We start from the raw sequence: 19,914 nt of genomic DNA on the forward strand, positions 1-19,914 counted from the left end.
CGGCCCCTGACAGAACTCCGCCCGGGCGGGGCCCGGACACGCGGAACCCCTCCGCGGCGGGTGATCCGCGGAGGGGTTCGGCGTGATCTTCAGCGGGGGCCAGGGCCGTAGCCCCGGTAAAGGATCAGGTGAGCGATCCGAGGGATCAGGCGACCAGCGAGACCTGCTGGCCCGCCGGGGTGTCGCCGTAGCGGTCGACGACCTTGTTCAGCTGGATCTGGTAGTACAGCACCCCGAAGCCGAAGATGCCGAGCAGGAAGCCCATGCCGCCGCTGCAGGTGGCCTGGAGGCCGGCGGCGCGCTGGGCCTGGGCGATGCGGCCGGCCAGCTTGACGTACATGACCAGGGGCCAGATGCCGAGTGTGATCGCGCCGAAGAGCATGGACAGCAGCGCGTTGGTCGCGGCGTTGTCGATGCGGCGGTCGTACTCGTGCAGCTCGGTGTGGACCTTGAAGAACCACACCAGGCCGTAGATGCCGAAGGTGATGATGGGAAGGCCGAGCCAGGCTCCGACCGGGTTGCGGCGCTTCATGTTGTTGCCCGCGCCGACGGCGGCGGGGGCCTGCTGCTGTGCGGGGGCCGGCACCTGGCCGCCCTGGTGAGGCTGCTGTGCCTGGCCCTGGCCCTGCTGGGGGTAACTCATCGGATTTGCTCTTCCTTTGGGACGCGGTCGCTTGCGGCCGACCGTCCAAAACCGTTCACCCGTGTGATTGACCCAAGACCTTAACGGCATCCGAGCACGTCGGGGCCATCAAACGCCGGTTGTGGCCATTAACGCGCCGGATTCACCGGTATGACCGGCTAGCGCAGCGGGATCGTCACCTCGTCTTCGCACGGCGGCGACTCCTCGTGGTCGCCGCAGCCGGTCGCGGCGTAGCAGCGGATCCGCAGCCGCGACTCGGTCACGTCCAGGCGCAGGAAGCTCTTGAAGAACGGCGGCCGGTCCCAGTCGGCCAGCTCCGAGCGGAAGCGCTGCGGGAGCCGCCGCACCGGCAGCCGCAGGAACCGGGGGCGGCTGCGGCCGCCGCGCGGGACGCCGAGGACGGACGCGACGAAGCGCGCGCGGCGGGACGGCGTGGTCTCCCCGGCCGCCTTGTAGCCGCGTCCCGGCCTGATGCCGAGCCGGTGCCGGACGGCGGCGGTGGCCTCCTCCGGGGTCAGTTCGAACAGCTTCGGCAGCCGCAGCCACCGCCCGTACAGCTTGCTGTAGCGGGACAGGGAGTCGCCCCGCAGCGGGTAGCAGCGGAACTCGTTCTCCTCCACCACGCTCGTCCGGGGGATGGTGTGGGTCGCGTGCATGAAGGCGCCGCCGCCGCCCGAGACGATGTACTGGATCGTCCGGCCGTCGCCGGTCCGCACCGGGTAGCGCTGGTAGTTGTGGATGTCGCCGCCGATCGCGGCCACGTAGTGGTGCGCCGGGTCGCGGACGATCTCGTCGACCGTCCCGCCGCCCTCGATCGGCCCCGGCCGGTGGTCGTCGTCCACGTACAGGGGCTTGCCGGTCACCAGCAGCTTGGGCTTGGGGCCGCCGGAGACCTCGCGCAGCCACCGGCCCTGGTCGCGGTCGAGGCCGCCGGTGATGCCGGTGTCGATGCCGATGACGCGCAGGGACGGCGTGTCGATCGCCCAGTACGGCCCCGGCTGGACGGCCCGCTGCCCGGGCGCGCCCCGGAACGTGCGGCGCGCCTCCGCGAGGACCTCCGGGTCGATCGTGCCGGAGTGGCGCCAGAGCAGGCGGGGGACGAACGCGAGCAGCCCGCGCCAGGGCGGCGGCGAGCAGTCCGCGTCCAGGTCGCAGAAGACGTGCAGGAAGCCGCGCAGCCCGTCGTACCAGTCGTGGTTGCCGGGGATCGCGTAGACGGGCGCCGGATAGTCCTTGTAGGGGCGGAAGAACTTCTCCGGGTACTGGCGCCCGTCCCCGGTCGGGTAGACCACGTCGCTGGCGATGATCATGAAGTCGGTGCCGGCGGCGGCGTGCAGCAGCGGCGGCACCACCGCGTACTGCGACCGGTCGCCCTCTCCGGTGTCGCCGAGCAGCGCGAACGAGAACTCGGGGGACGGGCGGTGCAGGGTGAACGCGGCCGGGGTGCCGCGCTCGCGCAGGGCGGCGACGCAGCGCCGCCGGATCGCGTCGGACGGGTCGCCGAACAGCCGCGCGATCACGTCGTTGCGGGACCGCCACAGCACCGCCGGGCGGCGCCACGAGAAGTCCGGGACGCGGGCCGGGAGCAGGTCGTTGAACGTGCCGGGTCTTCCGCAGACCCACCCCGCACCCGCCTCGGAGGTGCGCGAGTTGTCGGGCGCGGGGGAAACCTCGGACACGGAACGCCTCCGGCAGCGGTGAGGGGATCCTCACAGCCTGTCCGGAGGCGTTCGCGCCGTCAAGCGCGGCATCGGGCGCCGTGTCAGACGCGGTATCGGCCCGGTGCGCGCGAGGGCGTGGTGGACGCCGGCGCCACCCCCAGGGACGCCGGCGCCACCACGTCGGGAGCGCCCGCGGTCATCATGAGTCCCCCCAGAACGGCGAGCGTGCAGTCGCCTCTCATGATGCCTCCACGGACAGCTCCAAGGTCCCGAAAGCGGGACGTAACCGACGCTATACGGAGGGCCGTAATGCAGGCGTAAACCACCCCAAACGAGGGGCCAAAACCTCAGGGGGCCAGCACCCGCAGGGCGCCCGGCATGATCCTCGCGGTGACCGGCAGCTCCCCGGGCAGCTCGCCGTCCGCCCCGTACGGGAGCGTCCGGCCGGGCGGCCCGGCCAGCTCGATCCGCACCTCCCGGCCGCGCATGACCTCCACCTCGGGGCGCCGGACGTGCGTCCCGTCCGCCAGCTCGCGCATCACGGCGAAGAACAGCGTCCGCGGAGCCCTGCGGATGAGGACGACGTCGAGCAGGCCGTCGTCCACCCGCGCGTCCGGGGCGATGTGCTTGCCGAACCCGTAGTAGCCGGAGTTCGCCGCGACGACGGTGTACCCCTCGCGCCGGTGCTCCGCGCCGTCCACGGTGATCAGGTAGTCGGCGTGCCGCCAGCTGACGACCGCCCGCAGCGCGCCGACGTAGTAGGCGGCCGAGCCGCGCAGCAGCCGCGTCTTGTTGGCGTTGTCGTTGGCGATCGCGTCGATGCCCGCGTAGACGCTGCCGAGGACGGGCGTCCCGTTGGCCTCGATGGCGTCCACCGCGCGCGGCTCGCCGTCCAGCAGCAGCGGGGCGAGCTCCGCCGCGCCGGACGGGACGCCGAGCTGGCGCGCGAAGTCGTTGCCGCGCCCGGCCGGGACGATCCCGAAGACGGCGTCCGTGCCCGCCAGGGCGCCGCCGACGCAGCCGACCATGCCGTCGCCGCCGACCCCGAGCACCACGCGCCCGGTCTCGGCCGCGCCGCGGGCGACCGCGGCGGCGTGCTCCATGCTCCGGCTGTACTCGACGTCGAGCTCGGCGCCCGCCTCGCGCAGCAGCCGGCCGAGCGGCATCAGGCAGGACGCGGACGCGGAACCGCCCGCCGCCGGGTTGACGATCGCGGTGAACGCGCGCATGGCGGCTACTCCTCCGGGGCCGGCGGGACGAGGACGCCCGGGTTGAGGATCCCGGCCGGATCGACCCGGTCCTTGACGGCGCGCAGCATCGCGGCGCCCAGCGGCCCGATCTCCCGCGCGTACCAGCCGCGGTGGTCGGTGCCCACGCCGTGATGATGGCTGATCGTCCCGCCCGCCGCCAGGATCGCGTCGCCGGCCGCGCGCTTCGCGTGCGCCCAGTGCTCGACCGGGTCCTCGCCCTGCGCCGACACGACGGTGAAGTACAGGGACGCGCCGGACGCGTAGACGTGCGAGATGTGGCACATGACCAGCGGCGGCGTCCCCGCCCCGGAGAGGGTCCCGATCAGCGCCAGGCGCACGGCGTCGTAGAGCTCCGGGACGTCCGACCAGAACGCCGCGGTCTCCAGCGTCTCGGCGAACGCGCCCACGTCCAGCAGGGAGTCGCGCAGGTAGGGGGCGTTGAAGCGGCCGTGCTCCCACTTCTCGCCCGGCCCGGCGCCGAGCGGCTCGCCGCCGGCGTCGCGGAGCACGCCCGCCGCGCCCGCCCGCCGGGCCGCCACGTCCTGCGCAGTGCCCTCGAATCCGACCACGGCGAGGCACCCGGCGGACGACGTCGCCCCGTCCTCCAGCGCCTGCCCGCCGATCGCGGCCGGGTCGGCCAGCCCGACCATGGTCTCGGCCTCGTCCGACAGCCGCAGCACCGTGGGGAGCGGGCCGTCCTGGGCGAGCCGGCGGAGCGCGGCGGCGCCCTCGGCGAAGGACGCGAACCGCCAGCCCTCGTACTCCCTCGCCGCCGGGACGGGCCGGATCCGCACGGTCACCGAGGTGATCACGCCGAACGCGCCCTCCGAGCCGAGGACGAGCTGCCGCAGGTCGGGGCCGGCGGCCGACTTCGGCGCGCGGCCGACGTCGAGCGCCCCCTCCGGGGTCGCCACGGTCAGGCCGACCACCATGTCGTCGAACCGCCCGTATCCGGCGGACGCCTGCCCGCTGGACCGCGCCGCCGCGAACCCGCCGATCGACGCCCATTCGAACGACTGCGGGAAGTGCCCGAGCGTGAAGCCGCGCTCGGCGAGCAGCGCCTCCGCCGCCGGCGCGCGCAGGCCCGGCTGCAGGACGGCGGTCCGGGAGACCTCGTCGACCGAGACGAGGCGGTCCATGCGCCGCAGGTCGAGGGCGATGAACGCGTCCACGCCCTGCGGGGCCAGCCCGCCGACGACGGACGTACCGCCGCCGAACGGCACCACCGCGATCCGCTTCCCGGCGCAGAACTCCAGCACCGCGAGGACCTCGTCGTGCGAGCCGGGCAGGACGACCGCGTCCGGCGCGGCGGAGGTCTCGCCGGCGCGGATGCGCAGCAGGTCGGGCGTCGACTTGCCCCCCGTGTGCCGGACCCGCGACTCGGCGTCGGCGCGGACGTTCCCGTCCCCGACGATCCCGGCGAGCGCGGTCAGGTCCTCCCCAGGGAGCCTGGGCGCGGCGACCTCCAGCTCCGCCAGCCGGGCCGGCGGCGCCTCGGCGGGCCGCACGCCGAGCAGGTCGCGCAGCAGCCCCACCATGGGCTCGGGCAGCGGCGCGGCCTTGGCCGGATCCCCCCAGCCGCTCCACAGCATGTCCCGCGTCTCCACGCCGCCTCCCTCTCCACCCCGCCGTCGCTTGGGCTTACACTGTGACACATGACGTCGAATCGTCACAACAGGGTGGCGGCACGGACCGCCGACGACACCGTCCTCGACGCCGCGCGCGACTGCGTGCTGGCCGTCGGGGTGCGCCGGACGACGCTGACCGACATCGCCCGCCGCGCGGGCGTCTCCCGGATGACGCTGTACCGCCGCTGGCCGGACGTCCGCACGATCGTCGCCGACCTGATGACCCGCGAGTGGACCGGCATCGGCGAGGCGCTGCAGCCGCCCGACGACGGCCGCCCCGTCCGGCCCCGGATGGTGGACGGCCTGGTCACCGGCGTCCGCACGTTCCGCGACCACCCCCTGCTCCGCAAGATCATCGAAGTCGACCCGGAACTGCTGCTCCCCTACCTGCTGGACCGCTGCGGCGCCAGCCAGCGGGCGTTCCTGGCCTGGTTCGAGGAGGCGATCGCCGCGGGGCAGCGGGACGGCACGATCCGCGCCGGCCACCCCGGCCGGCAGGCGCGGGCGCTCCTGCTGGTCGTCCAGTCCTTCGCGCTGTCCGCGCCGATCATGATCGACGCGGCCGACCCCGCCTTCGACGCCGACGCCCTCGACACCGAACTCCGCCACGTCCTGGAGCGGACGCTGGCGCCCTGACCGCTGCCCGACTCTTCGCCTTCGCCGGAAGACGGAGGCGCCTGGGAGGAAGCCCGATGACCGGACCGGAACCGCGGACGTCGCTCAGCGCGGCGCGCCGGGAACGCGAGCTCGCCGCCCTGCCGGACGAGGTGGTGGACGTGCTGGTCGTCGGCCTCGGCGCGACCGGGGCGGGCGCCGCGCTGGAGGCCGCGTCGCGGGGCCTGTCGGTCGCCGCGATCGACGCCCACGACCTGGCGTTCGGCACGTCCCGGTGGAGCTCCAAGCTGATCCACGGCGGGCTGCGCTACCTCGCGTCCGGGCAGGTGGACGTGGCGCACGAGAGCGCGGTGGAGCGCGGCGTGCTGATGCGGCACACGGCTCCGCACCTGGTGCGGGCGCTCCCGTTCGTCCTGCCGCTGACCCCGCTGGTGTCGCGCGGGCAGGCGGCCGTCGCGCACGGCGGCATGCGCGCCGGGGACCTGCTGCGCCTCGCCGCGCGCACCCCGCGCTCGGTGCTGCCCGGCCCGCGCCGGCTGTCGGCGGTCGAGACGCTGCGGCTCGCGCCCGCGCTGCGGCCGCACGGGCTGCGCGGCGGGCTGCTGTCCTGGGACGGGCAGCTCTGCGACGACGCGCGCCTGGTCACCGCGCTCGCCCGCACCGCCGCCGGGCACGGCGCCCGCGTCCTCACCCGGTGCCGGGCGGTGCAGCTGACCGGCGACGGCGCCCTCGTCCGGGACGAGCTGACCGGGCGGGAGATCACCGTCCGGGCGCGGGCGGTGCTGAACGCGGCCGGCGTCTGGGCGGGCGGCCTCGTGGACGGCGTGCGGCTGCGCCCGTCGCGGGGCACCCACCTGGTGCTGCGGGCCGAGACGCTGCGCGGGCTCTCCGCCGGGCTGCACGTGCCGATCCCGGGCGGCGGCGCCCGGTTCATGCTGGTGCTTCCGCAGGGCGACGGCCGCGTCTACGTGGGCCTCACCGACGAGCCGGCGGACGGGCCGATCCCGGACGTGCCGGAGCCGACCGAGGCCGAGATCGGGTTCCTGCTCGACGTGCTCGGCTCGGCCCTGGACGTCCCGGTCCGCCGCGCGGACGTGATCGGCGCGTACGCCGGGCTGCGCCCCCTGCTGGACGTCGGGAACGGCCGCGACACGGCCGACATCTCCCGCCGCCACGCGGTGCTGACCTCCCGGGACGGCGTCGTCACGATCGTCGGCGGCAAGCTCACCACCTACCGGCGGATGGCGCAGGACGCCGTCGACGCGGTCGTGCGCGCCCGCGGCCTCGCCGCCGGGCCGAGCCGGACCGCCCGCCTCCCGCTGGTGGGGGCGGCCCCGCGGGCCCGGCTGGACGCGCTGGACGCGCCGTCCCGCCTCGTCCACCGGTACGGGACCGAGGCGCCGCTGCTGGCCGCGCTGGGCAGGGAGGACCCCGCGCTGGCGGAGCGCGTGCTCCCGGACCTGCCGGTGACCGGCGCGGAGCTGGCCTGGGCCGTGCGGCACGAGGGCGCCCTCGACGCGGGCGACCTGCTGGACCGCCGCACCCGGATCGGGCTCGTCGCCGCCGACCGGGAGGCCGCGCTGCCGGCCGCGGAGGCCCTCCTGCCCCGGGCCGCCCTGCAGTGAGCCGGTCCACTGAGACCTCTGTCACCTCTGCCGCCGCACCCCTCCTGGTTTGGCGGCGAACCGTTAGGTTACCCTTACCTAATCGTTGGAAGATCGGCCGGGGGGATCACTTGACGCGCGGTAAGGGCTGCGGGCACTGCCTCGGCAGCCACACGGGCGAGCGGCCGTGCCTGGCGAGCGCGACCACGAAGGCGCGCGCCTGGCTGCTCGTCGAGCACCCCGGCCCATGGCCGGGGAACGTCACCGACCTGCCCGGCGCGGAGCCGGTGGGCGACGCGGTGCGCGCCGCGAAGAAGGCCGGCGTCCGGCCGCAGCTGATCCGGCGGCCCGGGCGCCGCCGGGCCACCCCGCCGATCCAGGTGTACGCCGCGTTCTCGCGCGGCGCCGAGGTCTGGATGGAGGGGCGCGAGCTGGCCGACCCGGCGGACCTGGCGTCGCTCGACCTGGCCGCGCTCGCCGCCGGCCGCTCCCCGGGGCTCGGCGAGCCGGTGGCCGCGCCGCTCCTGCTGGCCTGCACGCACGGGCGGCACAACGCCTGCTGCGCGCGCACCGGCGCTCCGCTGGCGCGCGCCCTCGCCACGCGTTTCGATCGCCTCGTGTGGGAGACCACCCATGTTGGCGGCGACCGATTTGCGGCGAATTTGGTGTGTCTTCCCCACGGGCTGTACTACGGCGACCTCGGCGAGACCGAGGCCGTGCGGGCCGTGGACGCCTATCTGCGGGGCGAGGTCGTCCTCGACCGGTTCCGCGGCCGGGCCGGGACGCCCGAGCCGGCGCAGGCGGCCGAGCACTTCGTCCGGGCGCACACCGGCGTCCTCGGGGTGGACGAGGTGACCGTGGAATCGGTCACTGGGACATCCCGGTACGAAGCAGTCGTTGTCGCCCGGCAGAGCCGTTACCGGGTCACCGTGGAGGCCGTCCAGCAGGCCGATCCCTGCGGTCCGGCCTGCGGGGAGAACCTGCGAACCCATGTTGTTAGGGAACTCACCCTTCTCAACGAGGCGGCCCTCGTGTAATCTCTCCGAGGCCCCATTCGAGGGTCTCCCTGTCGCAAGTCCCCAGGTTTCCGGAGTAACCGGGCGGGGAACAGAGCGGCAACTCCAGACGTTGGAACATTCGGCGCTTCTGACTCATGTCACCCGAAGCACGTCGAGCGTCCATGTCCCGATTTTTGTTCGAAACCAATCAAGGTGGGTGTTCCATGGCTCAGGTACGTCGGCAGGCAAACCTCCCTCGTCCCAGCTGGGGCTGGCAGGACGCCGCGGCGTGCCGGGGGGAAGACCTCGTCCTCTTCTTCGGTCCCGACGGCGAACGCCAGCCCGAGCGTGAGATCCGCGAGCGCAAGGCCAAGCAGATCTGCATGGGCTGCCCGGTTCGCACGGAGTGCCTGGACTACGCGGTGTCCCGGCCCGAGAAGTACGGCACGTGGGGCGGTCTCAACGAGGACGAGCGCGCGTCCGAGCGCCGTCGCCGGATGCGCCGCGCCAACGCCGCCTAAGCGAGCACGAAGGCGCCGAAACGCTCCCATCGCGATCCCCGGCACGCCACCCTGAAAAACGACACGGCCCCGCCCCGCGGGGCCGTTTGCGTGCCCGGACCCGGCCCGCCCCGGCGGAGCCGGTGCCGGGTGGTCACATCTGCGTCTCAGTCGAGTTACATCGTGCCACGACATTCCGCTTGGCACGCCTTTAGCGCAAACGGCTCGGCGACGTGACCCATTCACCGAAATTCGCACCCGCCATTTCCTGTGGGCCGCTTCACAGCGGGCCCGCGCCCGCGCCCCGTCCGGCCCGCTCCAGCCAGGCGGTCACGTCGTCGTCGGTGAGCTGGTCGAAGTCGCGGTACCACTGGCCCACGGCGCGGAACTCCCACGGCGCCGCCGGGACGACCATGTCGTCCACCTCGGCCTCCAGCGCCCGGACGGTCTCCGCGGCGCCCACCGGCACCGCGAGCACCAGCCGGGACGGCCCGCGCTCGCGCATCGCCCGCACCGCGGCGCGGGCGGTGCCGCCGGTCGCCAGCCCGTCGTCCACCACGATCACGGGGCGCCCGGCGACCTCCGGCAGCGCGCGGCCGCGCCGGTAGGCCGCCACGCGGCGGCCGAGTTCGGCGCGCTCGGCCGCCACCGTGGCGGCCAGGTCGTCCTCGCGCAGGCCGAGCCGGTCCAGCAGGTCGCCGTCGAACACCGGCGAGCCGCCCTCGGCGATGGCCCCGACGCCGAGTTCGGGCTGCGGCGGGTATCCGATCTTGCGGGTCACCAGGACGTCGAGCGGCGACCCGAGCCGCCGCGCGACCTCGAAGCCGACCGGGACGCCGCCGCGGGGCAGCGCGAGGACGGCCGCCCCGTCCAGCCCCAGGGGGACGAGACGCTCGGCCAGCACGCGGCCCGCCTCGCTGCGGTCGGTGTAGGGGAGCCGGACGGTCTCCGCCCGCTGGAGGCCCTCCCGTGCGGATCTGTTCCGGGACATGGGGGACACCCCCTTCCGGGGTCTCCCCTACCCACTCACGCCCCTGTGAGCCACCCCAGCGGGTTGCCGTGCAGGATCGCGTCCAGGGTTGCGTCATCGGCTCCCGCGGCGCGCAGCGCGGGCAGGAACGTCTCGAAGAGGTAGCCGAAGCCGGCGCCGCCGTAGCGGCCGATCTGCGCCATCCGCGACACGCCGGTGCTCAGCAGCACCCGGTCGGCGTGCCCGGCCTCCAGCAGGTCCATCACGCAGCGGACGCGGCGGCCGATGGCGGCGTGGTCGTCGCCGGCGAGGCCGAGCGTGCCGAACGAGACGTAGCCGCCCGTCTCGGCGATCTTGCGGTGCTGGCCGGGGTCGTCGACCCGGTCCTGCTGGCCGACCGCGACCCGGTCCGGGGACAGCCCGGCGGCGGTGAGGATCTCCAGCTGGGCGAGGCCCGCCCGGCCGTAGGTCGCGACGGACAGCCCGGAGTAGCGGGCCGCGCGCGCGGCGGCGCGCAGGCACAGCTCCTCGGTCTCGGTCGGCGCCTCGCCCCAGGTGCCGATCTCGCCGATGACGCCGGGCAGGCAGTTGGTGCCGTCCATGCCGAAGCCGACCTCGGCGAGCAGCCGCTCGGCGAGCCGCTCGACGCCCGTCGGCCCGTCCGGGCCCGGCCCCGCCGCGAGGGTCTCGCGGACGAACGCCGGGTGGAACGGCTCGGTGAACACGCCCGTCCCGGCGACCACGGCCACCCGGGCGCCGGCGCTGATGCGGGCGAGCGCGGCGGCGTTGCGGCCCATGCCCGAGCACGTCAGGTCGACGACGAGGCCGAGGCCGTGCTCCTTGCGCAGCGCCGACAGCTCCCGCTGGACGCCCTTCTCCTCGTCCAGCCAGCGGCCCGGATCGGAGCCGACCAGCTGCGGCCGCGCGGGCCAGCGCAGGTCCATCTGCAGGTGCTCGTGGGAGAGCACCGGCCCGGTGACGTCCGACGTCGCGATCGTGCCGGTCACGGTGCGCAACCGGCGCGGCTCCTCACTGGGGGTCATGACACGCGAGGTTACGACATGTTTGACCTATTCAGAGCCGGTTCCGGGTTTGTTTTTACCCGCGCTCGCCTGGTCGCCGGGCGGCTGCTCGTTCTGCGCGTCGCGCACGGCGCGCGCACGGGCGGTGTCGCCGCTCGGCCACAGCCGGTCGATCTCGGCGTTGAGCGCGGCCCCGATCAGCACCGCGAGCGCCGCCACGTACAGCCAGGCGAGCACCGCGATCGAGGCGGCCAGCGGCCCGTACACCGACACGCCGCTCAGCGACCCGGCCAGGTAGAGCCGCAGCCCGGCGCTGCCGGCGATCCAGATCAGCAGCGCGAGCACGGCGCCGGGCACCTCGCGCCACCAGGACGTCCGCACCGGGACGCTCATGTGGTAGAGCAGCGCGAGGAAGACGATCGACAGCGTCACCAGGATCGGCCAGTACGCCAGCTGGACGGTCTCCGCGCTCTCCGGCAGCGCCTGCCGCACCAGCGCGGGCCCGGCCACCAGCATCGGGATGACGACCAGCATGACCAGCAGCCCGATGAGGTACAGCACGAACGCCCGGGTCCGGGTGCGGATCACCCCGCGGACGCCGGACAGCCCGTAGGAGATGGTGATCGTGTCGACGTAGACGTTCGTGGCCCGCGACCCGGCCCACAGCGAGATCAGGTAGCTGACGGACACGATGTCGGGGCTGCCGCCGCGGATCACGTCGTCGATCAGCGGCACGACCACCGAGTCGACCGCCGGACCGGTCAGCACGTTCCGCGCCTGCTCGATCACCCACGAGCGGACCTCGGCGACGGTGTCGCGGCCGAGCAGGCCGCGCAGGTGGCCCATCGTGCCGATCAGCCCGATGACGAGCGGCGGCAGCGACAGCAGCGCGAAGAACGCGGCCTCGGCCGCGAGGCCGGTCACCCGGTAGCGGAACGCGCCGACCGCGGTGCCCTTGGTCAGCAGCCAGCCGACGCGGCCCGCGGTGCGCGCCGCCGACCGGGCCCGCGCCGTCAGCAGCCGGCGCAGGTTCGGGCGGGGGCCGCGCGGGTCCCGTTCGGAGTCGGAGTCCCCGGCCGAGGGGACGCCCTCGGCGTCGGAGACGGTCGTCACACCGCCCCACCGTAGAGCGTCACGCGCCCGGAACATGTCGCATCGCCCATTTCAGTGGCCCGCTCCGCGCGTCGCGTGCCGATCGCCTCCCCCGTCCGATCGTCCCGCCAGGGGCCTGCTTCCCCGTCCATCCCCTTGCCCATACCCGGTTGGACGGACCGGAACGTCGCCCGGACCATGATCACCGAGCGCGTTTGCCTCCATGGGCGACAATAGAGAAATGATCTGCCCGTCGTGCCGAGAGCGCCGCCACGAGGAGTGCCGCGGCGGTTCCTGGTGCGATTGCCAGCACCTCCCGCCGCCCGGCACGCCCGGCGAGCGGGAGCGGTCCGGGCGCCCGACCGGCGAGAACGCCGAGCCCCGGGTGAACTGGCGGCGGCAGGGATGACGCATCTCACGTGTCCGTATGCCGGACGTAACTGGACAGTGCGCGAGACGTCGTGTCAGAGTTCGAGTATGACTGCTGCGGACCCGTTGCTGGCCAAGCGCCGGCACGTGGACTTCCAGCGCGTCCGCAGCGCGATCTGTCGGTGACGCCCCGACCACGCCCCCTGCTCAGCGGGCGCGTGGTGCATCGGCGTCACCTTTGACCTGATCCTGCTCAGCGTTGAGCCGGCCGTCCAAGACTGCCGGTGCGCTACGCGTCCCTCACGCCCAACAGATGAGGACGCGCGCCGTGCCACCCGCGATCAAAAGCAAGAAGGGCGAGGGCCAGTGGGCCCTCGGCTACCGCGAACCCCTGAACGCCACCGAGGAGAACAAGAAGAACGACGACGGGCTGAACGTCCGGCGCCGCATCATCGACATCTACTCCAAGCACGGGTTCGACTCGATCGACCCGTCCGACATGCGCGGCCGGTTCCGCTGGATGGGCCTGTACACCCAGCGGCGGCCCGGCATCGACGGCGGCAAGACCGGCGCGCTGACGGACGAGGAGCTCGAGGACCGCTACTTCATGATGCGGATCCGCATCGACGGCGGCCAGCTCAGCGGTCCGCAGCTGCGCACGATCGCCGACATCTCCCGCAAGTACGCGCGCGGCACCGCCGACATCACCAACCGGCACAACATCCAGCTGCACTGGGTCGGCATCGAGGACGTCCCCGCGATCTGGGACGCGCTCGCCGCCGTCGGCCTGCACACCACCGAGGCGTGCGGCGACGTGCCGCGCACGATCATCGGCTGCCCGCTGGCCGGCATCGCCGCCGACGAGGTGATCGACGCGACGCCGCAGCTCCGCGAGATCCACGACCGCTACATCGGCTCCCCCGAGTTCTCCAACCTGCCGCGCAAGTACAAGACGGCGCTGTCGGGCTGCACCTCGCACTGCACCGTCCACGAGATCAACGACATCGCGTTCGTCGGCGTGGTGAACGAGCAGGGCGAGACCGGCTACCAGCTGTTCGTCGGCGGCGGGCTGTCCACCAACCCGATGTTCTCGCGGAGCCTCGGCGTGTTCGTCAAGCCCGCGCAGGCCCACGAGGTGTGGCACGGCGTCACCTCGATCTTCCGCGACTACGGCTACCGGCGGCTGCGCAGCCGCGCCCGGATGAAGTTCCTGGTCAAGGACTGGGGCGCCGAGAAGTTCCGCGAGGTGCTGGAGAAGGAGTACCTCGGGTACGCGCTGCCGGACGGCCCCGAGCCGGCCGCCCCGGACGTCCACCGCGACCACCTGGGCGTCCACCCGCAGAAGGGCGGGAACTTCTACGTCGGGTTCGCGCCCCGCGTGGGCCGGCTGAACGGCGAGCTGCTCGGCGTCATCGGCGAGCTGGCCGACCGCTACGGCTCGGGCCGGGTCCGCACGACGCTCGAACAGAAGATGATCATCCTGGACGTGCCGGAGGAGAACACCGAGGCCCTCGTCGAGGCGCTCGCCGGGCACGACCTGCACGCGCGGCCGTCCACGTTCCGGCGGCACATGATGGCGTGCACCGGCATCGAGTACTGCAAGCTCGCGATCGTCGACACCAAGCAGCGCGCCATGGACCTGATGGACGAGCTGGAGAAGCGGCTCCCGGACTTCGACCAGCCGCTGACCGTCAACATCAACGGCTGCCCGAACTCCTGCGCCCGCGTCCAGGTCGCCGACATCGGCCTCAAGGGCCAGCTGGTCGTGGACGAGAACGGCGACCAGGTGGAGGGCTTCCAGGTCCACCTGGGCGGCCGGCTCGGCGCCTCGTTCGGCAAGAAGGTCCGCGGGCTGAAGACCACGTCGTCCGGGCTGACCGACTACGTCGAGCGGGTCGTCCGCAAGTTCGACGAGCAGCGCGACGAGGGCGAGAAGTTCGCCGACTGGGTGCAGCGCGCCGACGAGGCCGACCTCAAGTGAGCGAGCGCATGGCGCCGTTCTACTGCCCCTACTGCGGCGAGGAGAACCTGGAACCGCGTGAAGAGCACGGTTCCTGGTTCTGCCCCGACTGCCTCCGCAACTTCACGTTGAAATTCCTCGGTGTCGGAGCTCCCCGCACCGCGAGCAAGGAGATCCCTCGGTGACCCTTCTGGAGACCGACAGACCTACCCTTGACCTCGAAGACATCGTCGAATCGGCCGCCGCCGCGCTGGAGGGCGCGCCCACGCTGGAGGTCATCCGCTGGGCCGTGGCCACGTTCGGCGACCGCATCTGCCTCACCTCGTCCATGTCGGACGCGGCGCTGATCCATCTGGTGTCGAAGGTGAAGCCCGGCATCGACGTCCTGTTCGTCGACACCGGCTACCACTTCGCCGAGACGATCGGCACCCGGGACGCGGTCGAGGCCGTCTACCCGGTGAACGTCATCAACGTCACCCCGTCCCGGACGGTCGAGGAGCAGGAGGCCGCGCTCGGCCCCAGGCTGCACGGGCGCAACCCGGACCTGTGCTGCCACCTGCGCAAGGTCGAGCCGCTCGGCCGCGCGCTGGAGGGCTACATGGCCTGGTTCAGCGGCATCCGCCGAGACGAGACCGCGAGCCGCCGCGACCGGAGGGTCGTCGAGTGGGACCGCAAGCGCGGCATGGTCAAGGTCAACCCCATCCTGGGCTGGACCCAGGAGGACATGGACAACTACATCGAGGACAACGGGGTGATCGTCAACCCGCTGCACTACGACGGCTACCCCTCGATCGGCTGCGAGCCGTGCACCCGCCCGGTCGCGCCCGGCGAGGACCCGCGCAGCGGCAGGTGGGCCGGGATGGGCAAGACCGAATGCGGCATCCACCTGTGAGCACGCCCATGGTCGCCGTGGCGCACGGGAGCAGGGACCCGCGCGCCGCCGCGGCCGTCGCCGGCCTGCTCGGCGCCGTCCGGGCGCGCCGCCCGGACGTGGCCGTGCACGCCGCGTTCCTCGACCACGGCCCGCCGGCGCCCGACCGGGTGCTGGACGGCCTGGCCCGGGACGGCGCCGGCGAGGCGGTCGTGCTGCCGCTGCTGCTCACCGCGGCCTACCACAGCAAGACCGACCTCCCGGGCGTCCTGCACCGGGTGCGCGCCCGGCATCCCCGGCTGCGCCTGCGCACGGCGGGCACGCTGGGCCCGGACCCGCTCCTGGTGACCGCGCTGGAGCGCCGCCTGTCGGACGCGGGCGTCGAGCCCGGCGACCCGGACACGGCGGTCGTCCTGGTCTCGGCGGGTTCCAGCGACGCGTCCGCCAACGCCACGATCGCCCGCCTCGCCCAGGAGTGGCGCTCGCGCGGCTGGCGCGACGCCGTCCCGGCCTACGCGTCGGCGGCCGGCCCGAAACCGGGCGAGGCCGTGGCGGCGCTGCTGGAGGCGGGCGCCCCGCGGGTGGCCGTGGCGTCCTACTTCCTGGCGCCCGGCTACTTCACCGACAAGGTCCGCGCCGAGGCCCTGGCCGCCGGCGCCGCCGTCGTGTCCCCGGCCCTCGGCGCGGCCCCGGAGATCGCCGAGCTGATCGTCCGCCGCTACGTCGAGGCGCCGTCGGCCGTGCGCAGGGCCACGGCCGTGTAGACGTTCGGCGGCGGGGCGACCGGGTATGCGGTCCGCCATGAAGCGCGAGGATGCCGGCCACGAGCCCGAAGAGACCCACGACCGCGAGTTCGCCCCCGTGAACGAGCGCTCCGACGCCCGCGGCCGTACCGTCCGCCGGCCCCGCCCGGCCGGCGGGGAGGGGACGAGCGGCACGGGTACGCCCGGCGTGAAGCACGAGCACCCCGACACGCTCCCGCCGGACGAGGCGGGCGTCGAGGAGGCCGAGCGCGGCGACGACAGCCGCTGACGCTATTTGCGGTCCCGCCACCACTCGGTGATGGCGCGGCGGACGGGCGCGTGGTGCTCATCGTCGACGATCTTGATGTCGCCCATCACGGCGGTCGCGGTGACCCGGACGACGGGGACGCGGGCGCCGGGATGCGGGTCGCGGACGTTGACCCGCCGGTCGCCGAGGAAGGTGTGGCCGGACAGCTCGATGCTGACGCCGTCCGGAACGATGATCTTGACGTCGCCCATCACGGCGGTGGCGGTGATGCTGACCTCGCCGGTCGTGACCTGCGCGCCGCGCAGGTCGAGCTCGACGTCGCCCATCACCGACAGGGCCTCCAGCGGCCCGTCGATGCGGCCGACGATGCGCTCCTTGCAGTCGCCCATGACGGCGCTGAACTTGCGCTTGACCTGGACGGGCGCGGGGTTGGCGCCGGGGGCGCCCATGCCGGGCAGGTCGGCGGTGATGCGCTCGAGGTCGCCGCGGCTGACGGCCGCGTAGGCGGCCTCGGTGCGCTCGGTCAGCTCCTCGAAGGTGAGCCGCCCCTCCACGGACGCGATCCGCAGCCGCTCGACGACGGCCTCCCGCTCGGCGTCGGACGCCCGGACGGTGTCGGGCGCGGTCGTGACGTCGAGGGGCTCCGGTACGGGCCGGTCGGGATGGGCGTCCTGCCGCCGCGCCGCCGGACGGCCGTGGCAGGACGGCTCGGGCTGCGGACTGGACTGACTCATGTTTCGAAGGTATGCCCCCGCCGCAGCGCGACAATCCGCCGGGGGGACGAGATCGCCCCACCACTTCAGGAGGATGGACGTCCGGCCACGGTAGAGGCATGATCATCCCCTGCCCGAACGAGGTTCTGTATCCTGCACGGCAACGGCGTGAACATGGGGAACGGCATGTGGAGGCCGGCGCGGTGACGCACGAGGTGGTCAATCAGGTTCCCCCGCTCACCGGGCACGACGAGGCCGACGAGGCCGTCCTGCTGGACGGGCTGGCGCGCGAGGGCGCGGGCTGGGCCGAGGCCGAGGTGCACGAGCTGGGCGTCCTGGCGGGCACCGAGAAGGCCCGGGAATGGGGGCGCCTCGCGAACGAGAACCCGCCCGTCCTGCGCACGCACGACCGCTACGGGCACCGGATCGACGAGGTCGAGTTCCACCCGGCCTGGCACGAGCTGATGAACGTCGCGGTGACGCACGGCCTGCACGGTTCCGCATGGGCCGACTCCCGCGAGGGCGCCCACGTGGCGCGCGCCGCGAAGTTCTACACCTGGCGCGTCGACGCCGGCCACGGCTGCCCCATCTCGATGACGTACGCGGCCGTCCCCGCCCTGCGGCAGTCCCCCGACCTGGCCGCCCGGTACGAGCCGCTGCTGGCCAGGCCCGAGTACGACTTCGGCCTGCGCGCCCCGCTCACCAAGAACGCGCTGCTCGCCGGCATGTCGATGACGGAGAAGCAGGGCGGCTCGGACGTCCGCGCCAACACCACCCAGGCCGCGCCCCAGCCCGACGGGACGTACCGGCTCGTCGGCCACAAGTGGTTCACCAGCGCCCCGATGTGCGACGTGTTCCTCACCCTGGCCCAGGCGCCGGACGGCCTGACCTGCTTCCTCGTCCCCCGCGTCCTGCCCGACGGCACGCTCAACCCGCTCCGGCTGATGCGCCTCAAGGACAAGCTCGGCAACAAGTCCAACGCGTCCTCCGAGGTCGAGTACGAGAACGCGGTCGCCTGGCGGGTCGGGGACGAGGGCCGCGGGGTCCGCACCATCATCGAGATGGTCAACATGACCCGGCTCGACTGCGTGATCGGCGCGGCGTCCGGGATGCGGCACGGCGTCACGACCGCCGCGCACCACGCCAGCCACCGCAAGGCGTTCGGCGCGTACCTGATCGACCAGCCGCTGATGCGCAACGTCCTCGCCGACCTCGCGATCGAGTCCGAGGCCGCGACGATCACGATGCTGCGCCTCGCGGGCGCCACCGACCGCTCGGTGCGCGGCGACGCCGGTGAGACGGCGTTCAAGCGCCTCGCCCTCGCCATCAGCAAGTACTGGATCTGCAAGCGCTGGCCCGCACACGCCGCCGAGTCCCTCGAATGCCTGGGCGGCAACGGCTACGTCGAAGAGTCGGGCATGCCCCGCCTGTTCCGCGAGTCGCCGCTGAACTCCATCTGGGAGGGCTCCGGCAACGTCGCGGCGCTCGATCTCCTGCGTGCGACACTGCGCGAGCCGCAGACGCTGGAGGCGTTCTTCGACGAAGTCGACCTCTCTCACGGGGCCGACCCGCGCCTGGACGCCGCCGTCAAGGACGCCAAGGACGCCTTCACCGATACCGCGACGATCGAGTTCCGCGCCCGCCGCGTCGCTGAGCGCATGGCCCTCGTCCTGCAGGCATCCCTGCTGGTCAGGCACGGTCACCCGGCCGTAGCCGATGCCTTCTGCGCCACTCGCCTCGGCGGCGACTGGGGCGGCGCCTTCGGCACCCTCCCGCCAGGCTTGGACGTCGCCCCGATCATCGACCGCGCCACCCCGAAAGTCACCTGAGGCCGCACTCAAGATCAGCGTCCGGAGCCCGTCACGCCACCGCATCGACGTGACCACGACCGATCCCGAGCGAGATCATCCGCTGGCGTACCGGGTCAGCTGTGGAGGCCGTGCTCGGCCAGGGCGGCCATCAGTTCCCGGTGGCCGAAGGCCGCGGTGGCGGGTTGGAAGCCGACCGCGCGCAGCCTGCCGTCGAGGATACGGCGGCAGGACTCCGCGACCAGGGCCCCGGTCTGGAGGTACGGCGAGGTCGTGTGCAGCAGTACGTGGCGGCCGGTGGTGGCTCCGCGCGCCCAGCAGGAGATGGTCGCATGGTTGACCTCGGGGACCTCCATGGGGGGTTCTGACGCGACGAACATGCCCCACTCGTTGGTCACCTCCTCGAGTTCCTCGCGGGACTTGGTCTGAGCGAGGTCCTGGTAGGCCGCGACGCGGTCCTGGATGAAGTCGACGAGCGGTGATTTGGGGAGCGCCACGAGCACCTGGCAGTTGCGCACCCGGGCATCATCCCGGAACCACAGCGGCTCGAAGCCTCCGCCCCACGGCATGCCGGTGTGGACGGCGTGGCGGCCGGGGACGGCCACGTCCACGGCCGTGCCCGCCGGCCATTCGAGCAGTGCCCCGTCCTGCTTGTACTGCTGCGGCAGGCAGCACATCCGCAGGAAGGACAACGTCGAGGCGACGGTGGGCATCGACTTCGGGGCGTAGAGGATGTCCAGCGAGTCGATGCCCGGCGTCTCCAGGGCGAGTTCGGCGGCGATCATCCCGGCCGTCCACATGAAGGCGCAGGCGGACACGAACACCAGGTCGCGGTCGGCGAACGAGGGTCCGTAGCGGTCCCGCATGCCGGTGGCGTAGTCCTGCTCGCCCGTCGTGTCGATGTAGTGGCAGCCGGCCGCGAGCGCCGCCCGGACGACCGGCTCGGCGAACTGGCCGAACGGGCCGACCACGTTCACGACGATCCGCGCCCCGCGGAACAGATCGGTCAGCGCCTCCTCGTCGTGCCGGACGGCGCACACCTGCGCGTCGTGCTCGCCCGGCACCCGGTCGAGCGCGTCCTTGAGCCGCTGCTCGTCGCGGCCCGCCGCGATGAACGGCAACCCGTTCCAGGTCAGGTACTCGGCGATCACCCGGCCGGTGTAGCCGCTCATGCCGTAGACGACGATCGGTGCCGCCAT

The 19,914-nt window shown here is 73.4% G+C and carries 19 protein-coding genes; 10 read left to right on the plus strand and 9 right to left on the minus strand.

The window, feature by feature from the left end; translation table 11 throughout:
• Positions 1-145: 145 nt before the first annotated feature.
• The 4 genes from AL2_RS20410 to AL2_RS20425 all read right to left on the minus strand — a co-directional run bounded on the left by AL2_RS20410 (position 146) and on the right by AL2_RS20425 (position 5,146).
• The gene (locus AL2_RS20410) at positions 146-643 is read right to left on the minus strand and encodes a DUF4234 domain-containing protein (protein ID WP_067635702.1); all 498 of its coding nucleotides are present in this window, start codon (positions 641-643) and stop codon (positions 146-148) included.
• A gap of 158 nt (positions 644-801) precedes the next feature.
• Positions 802-2,322, minus strand: coding sequence for a metallophosphoesterase family protein (locus AL2_RS20415; protein ID WP_067635704.1), 1,521 nt, complete (start codon positions 2,320-2,322; stop codon positions 802-804).
• A 329-nt stretch (positions 2,323-2,651) separates the two neighbouring features.
• Positions 2,652-3,533 (minus strand): diacylglycerol/lipid kinase family protein, encoded by an 882-nt coding sequence (locus AL2_RS20420; RefSeq protein ID WP_067635706.1) that lies wholly within the window; start codon positions 3,531-3,533, stop codon positions 2,652-2,654.
• 5 nt (positions 3,534-3,538) lie between these two features.
• Positions 3,539-5,146 (minus strand): FAD-binding oxidoreductase, encoded by a 1,608-nt coding sequence (locus AL2_RS20425; protein ID WP_067635913.1) that lies wholly within the window; start codon positions 5,144-5,146, stop codon positions 3,539-3,541.
• Between the two features lie 63 nt (positions 5,147-5,209).
• Here AL2_RS20425 and AL2_RS20430 point away from each other — a divergent pair, with 63 nt between their 5' ends.
• From AL2_RS20430 to AL2_RS36550, 4 genes are all read left to right on the plus strand, one after another.
• Positions 5,210-5,818, plus strand: coding sequence for a TetR/AcrR family transcriptional regulator (locus AL2_RS20430; protein WP_067635708.1), 609 nt, complete (start codon positions 5,210-5,212; stop codon positions 5,816-5,818).
• 56 nt (positions 5,819-5,874) lie between these two features.
• Positions 5,875-7,422: a glycerol-3-phosphate dehydrogenase/oxidase gene (locus tag AL2_RS20435; protein WP_067635710.1), complete on the plus strand. Its 1,548-nt coding sequence runs from the start codon at positions 5,875-5,877 to the stop codon at positions 7,420-7,422.
• A gap of 110 nt (positions 7,423-7,532) precedes the next feature.
• Positions 7,533-8,438, plus strand: a complete 906-nt coding sequence (locus AL2_RS20440; RefSeq protein ID WP_067635712.1) for a ferredoxin family protein — start codon at positions 7,533-7,535, stop codon at positions 8,436-8,438.
• A 185-nt stretch (positions 8,439-8,623) separates the two neighbouring features.
• The gene (locus tag AL2_RS36550) at positions 8,624-8,920 is read left to right on the plus strand and encodes a WhiB family transcriptional regulator (protein ID WP_021600082.1); all 297 of its coding nucleotides are present in this window, start codon (positions 8,624-8,626) and stop codon (positions 8,918-8,920) included.
• A 259-nt stretch (positions 8,921-9,179) separates the two neighbouring features.
• Here the strand turns inward: AL2_RS36550 and AL2_RS20450 are convergent, their stop codons facing one another.
• From AL2_RS20450 to AL2_RS20460, 3 genes are read right to left on the minus strand one after another with little or no spacing between them, the layout of a single operon-like run.
• A complete protein-coding gene (locus AL2_RS20450; protein WP_067635714.1) occupies positions 9,180-9,890 on the minus strand; it encodes a phosphoribosyltransferase in 711 nt (236 codons plus the stop codon).
• A gap of 35 nt (positions 9,891-9,925) precedes the next feature.
• Positions 9,926-10,912 carry a phosphotriesterase family protein gene (locus tag AL2_RS20455; RefSeq protein ID WP_067635716.1) on the minus strand — a complete coding sequence of 329 codons (987 nt, stop codon included), beginning with the start codon at positions 10,910-10,912 and terminating at the stop codon, positions 9,926-9,928.
• 27 nt (positions 10,913-10,939) lie between these two features.
• Complete coding sequence (locus tag AL2_RS20460; RefSeq protein ID WP_245666771.1) at positions 10,940-12,004, minus strand: YihY/virulence factor BrkB family protein; 1,065 nt, start codon at positions 12,002-12,004, stop codon at positions 10,940-10,942.
• A gap of 661 nt (positions 12,005-12,665) precedes the next feature.
• On the opposite strand from AL2_RS20460, the gene AL2_RS20470 reads away from it, so the two are divergent.
• From AL2_RS20470 to AL2_RS20490, 5 genes are read left to right on the plus strand one after another with little or no spacing between them, the layout of a single operon-like run.
• On the plus strand, positions 12,666-14,333 hold the full coding sequence (locus tag AL2_RS20470; protein ID WP_168444741.1) for a nitrite/sulfite reductase: 1,668 nt from the start codon (positions 12,666-12,668) through the stop codon (positions 14,331-14,333).
• Positions 14,330-14,497 (plus strand): Insertion element protein, encoded by a 168-nt coding sequence (locus AL2_RS20475; protein ID WP_067635722.1) that lies wholly within the window; start codon positions 14,330-14,332, stop codon positions 14,495-14,497. The genes AL2_RS20470 and AL2_RS20475 overlap by 4 nt, the downstream gene beginning before the upstream one ends.
• A complete protein-coding gene (locus tag AL2_RS20480) occupies positions 14,494-15,204 on the plus strand; it encodes a phosphoadenylyl-sulfate reductase (protein WP_067635724.1) in 711 nt (236 codons plus the stop codon). Before AL2_RS20475 ends, AL2_RS20480 begins: the two co-directional genes overlap by 4 nt.
• Positions 15,186-15,947 (plus strand): sirohydrochlorin chelatase, encoded by a 762-nt coding sequence (locus tag AL2_RS20485; RefSeq protein ID WP_067635726.1) that lies wholly within the window; start codon positions 15,186-15,188, stop codon positions 15,945-15,947. The genes AL2_RS20480 and AL2_RS20485 overlap by 19 nt, the downstream gene beginning before the upstream one ends.
• Before the next feature lie 37 nt (positions 15,948-15,984).
• Complete coding sequence (locus tag AL2_RS20490; protein ID WP_157438258.1) at positions 15,985-16,215, plus strand: hypothetical protein; 231 nt, start codon at positions 15,985-15,987, stop codon at positions 16,213-16,215.
• 2 nt (positions 16,216-16,217) lie between these two features.
• Here the strand turns inward: AL2_RS20490 and AL2_RS20495 are convergent, their stop codons facing one another.
• Positions 16,218-16,928, minus strand: a complete 711-nt coding sequence (locus AL2_RS20495; protein WP_083946717.1) for a DUF1707 SHOCT-like domain-containing protein — start codon at positions 16,926-16,928, stop codon at positions 16,218-16,220.
• Positions 16,929-17,110: 182 nt separating this feature from the next.
• Between AL2_RS20495 and AL2_RS20500 the strand changes: the two genes are divergently transcribed.
• Positions 17,111-18,736 (plus strand): acyl-CoA dehydrogenase family protein, encoded by a 1,626-nt coding sequence (locus tag AL2_RS20500; protein ID WP_245666773.1) that lies wholly within the window; start codon positions 17,111-17,113, stop codon positions 18,734-18,736.
• 95 nt (positions 18,737-18,831) lie between these two features.
• Here AL2_RS20500 and AL2_RS20505 read toward each other — a convergent pair whose 3' ends face one another.
• Positions 18,832-19,914, minus strand: a complete 1,083-nt coding sequence (locus tag AL2_RS20505) for a saccharopine dehydrogenase family protein (RefSeq protein ID WP_067635731.1) — start codon at positions 19,912-19,914, stop codon at positions 18,832-18,834.

It is taken from the genome of Actinomadura latina NBRC 106108, from assembly GCF_001552195.1.
GTDB classification, from domain to species: Bacteria; Actinomycetota; Actinomycetes; order Streptosporangiales; family Streptosporangiaceae; genus Spirillospora; species Spirillospora latina.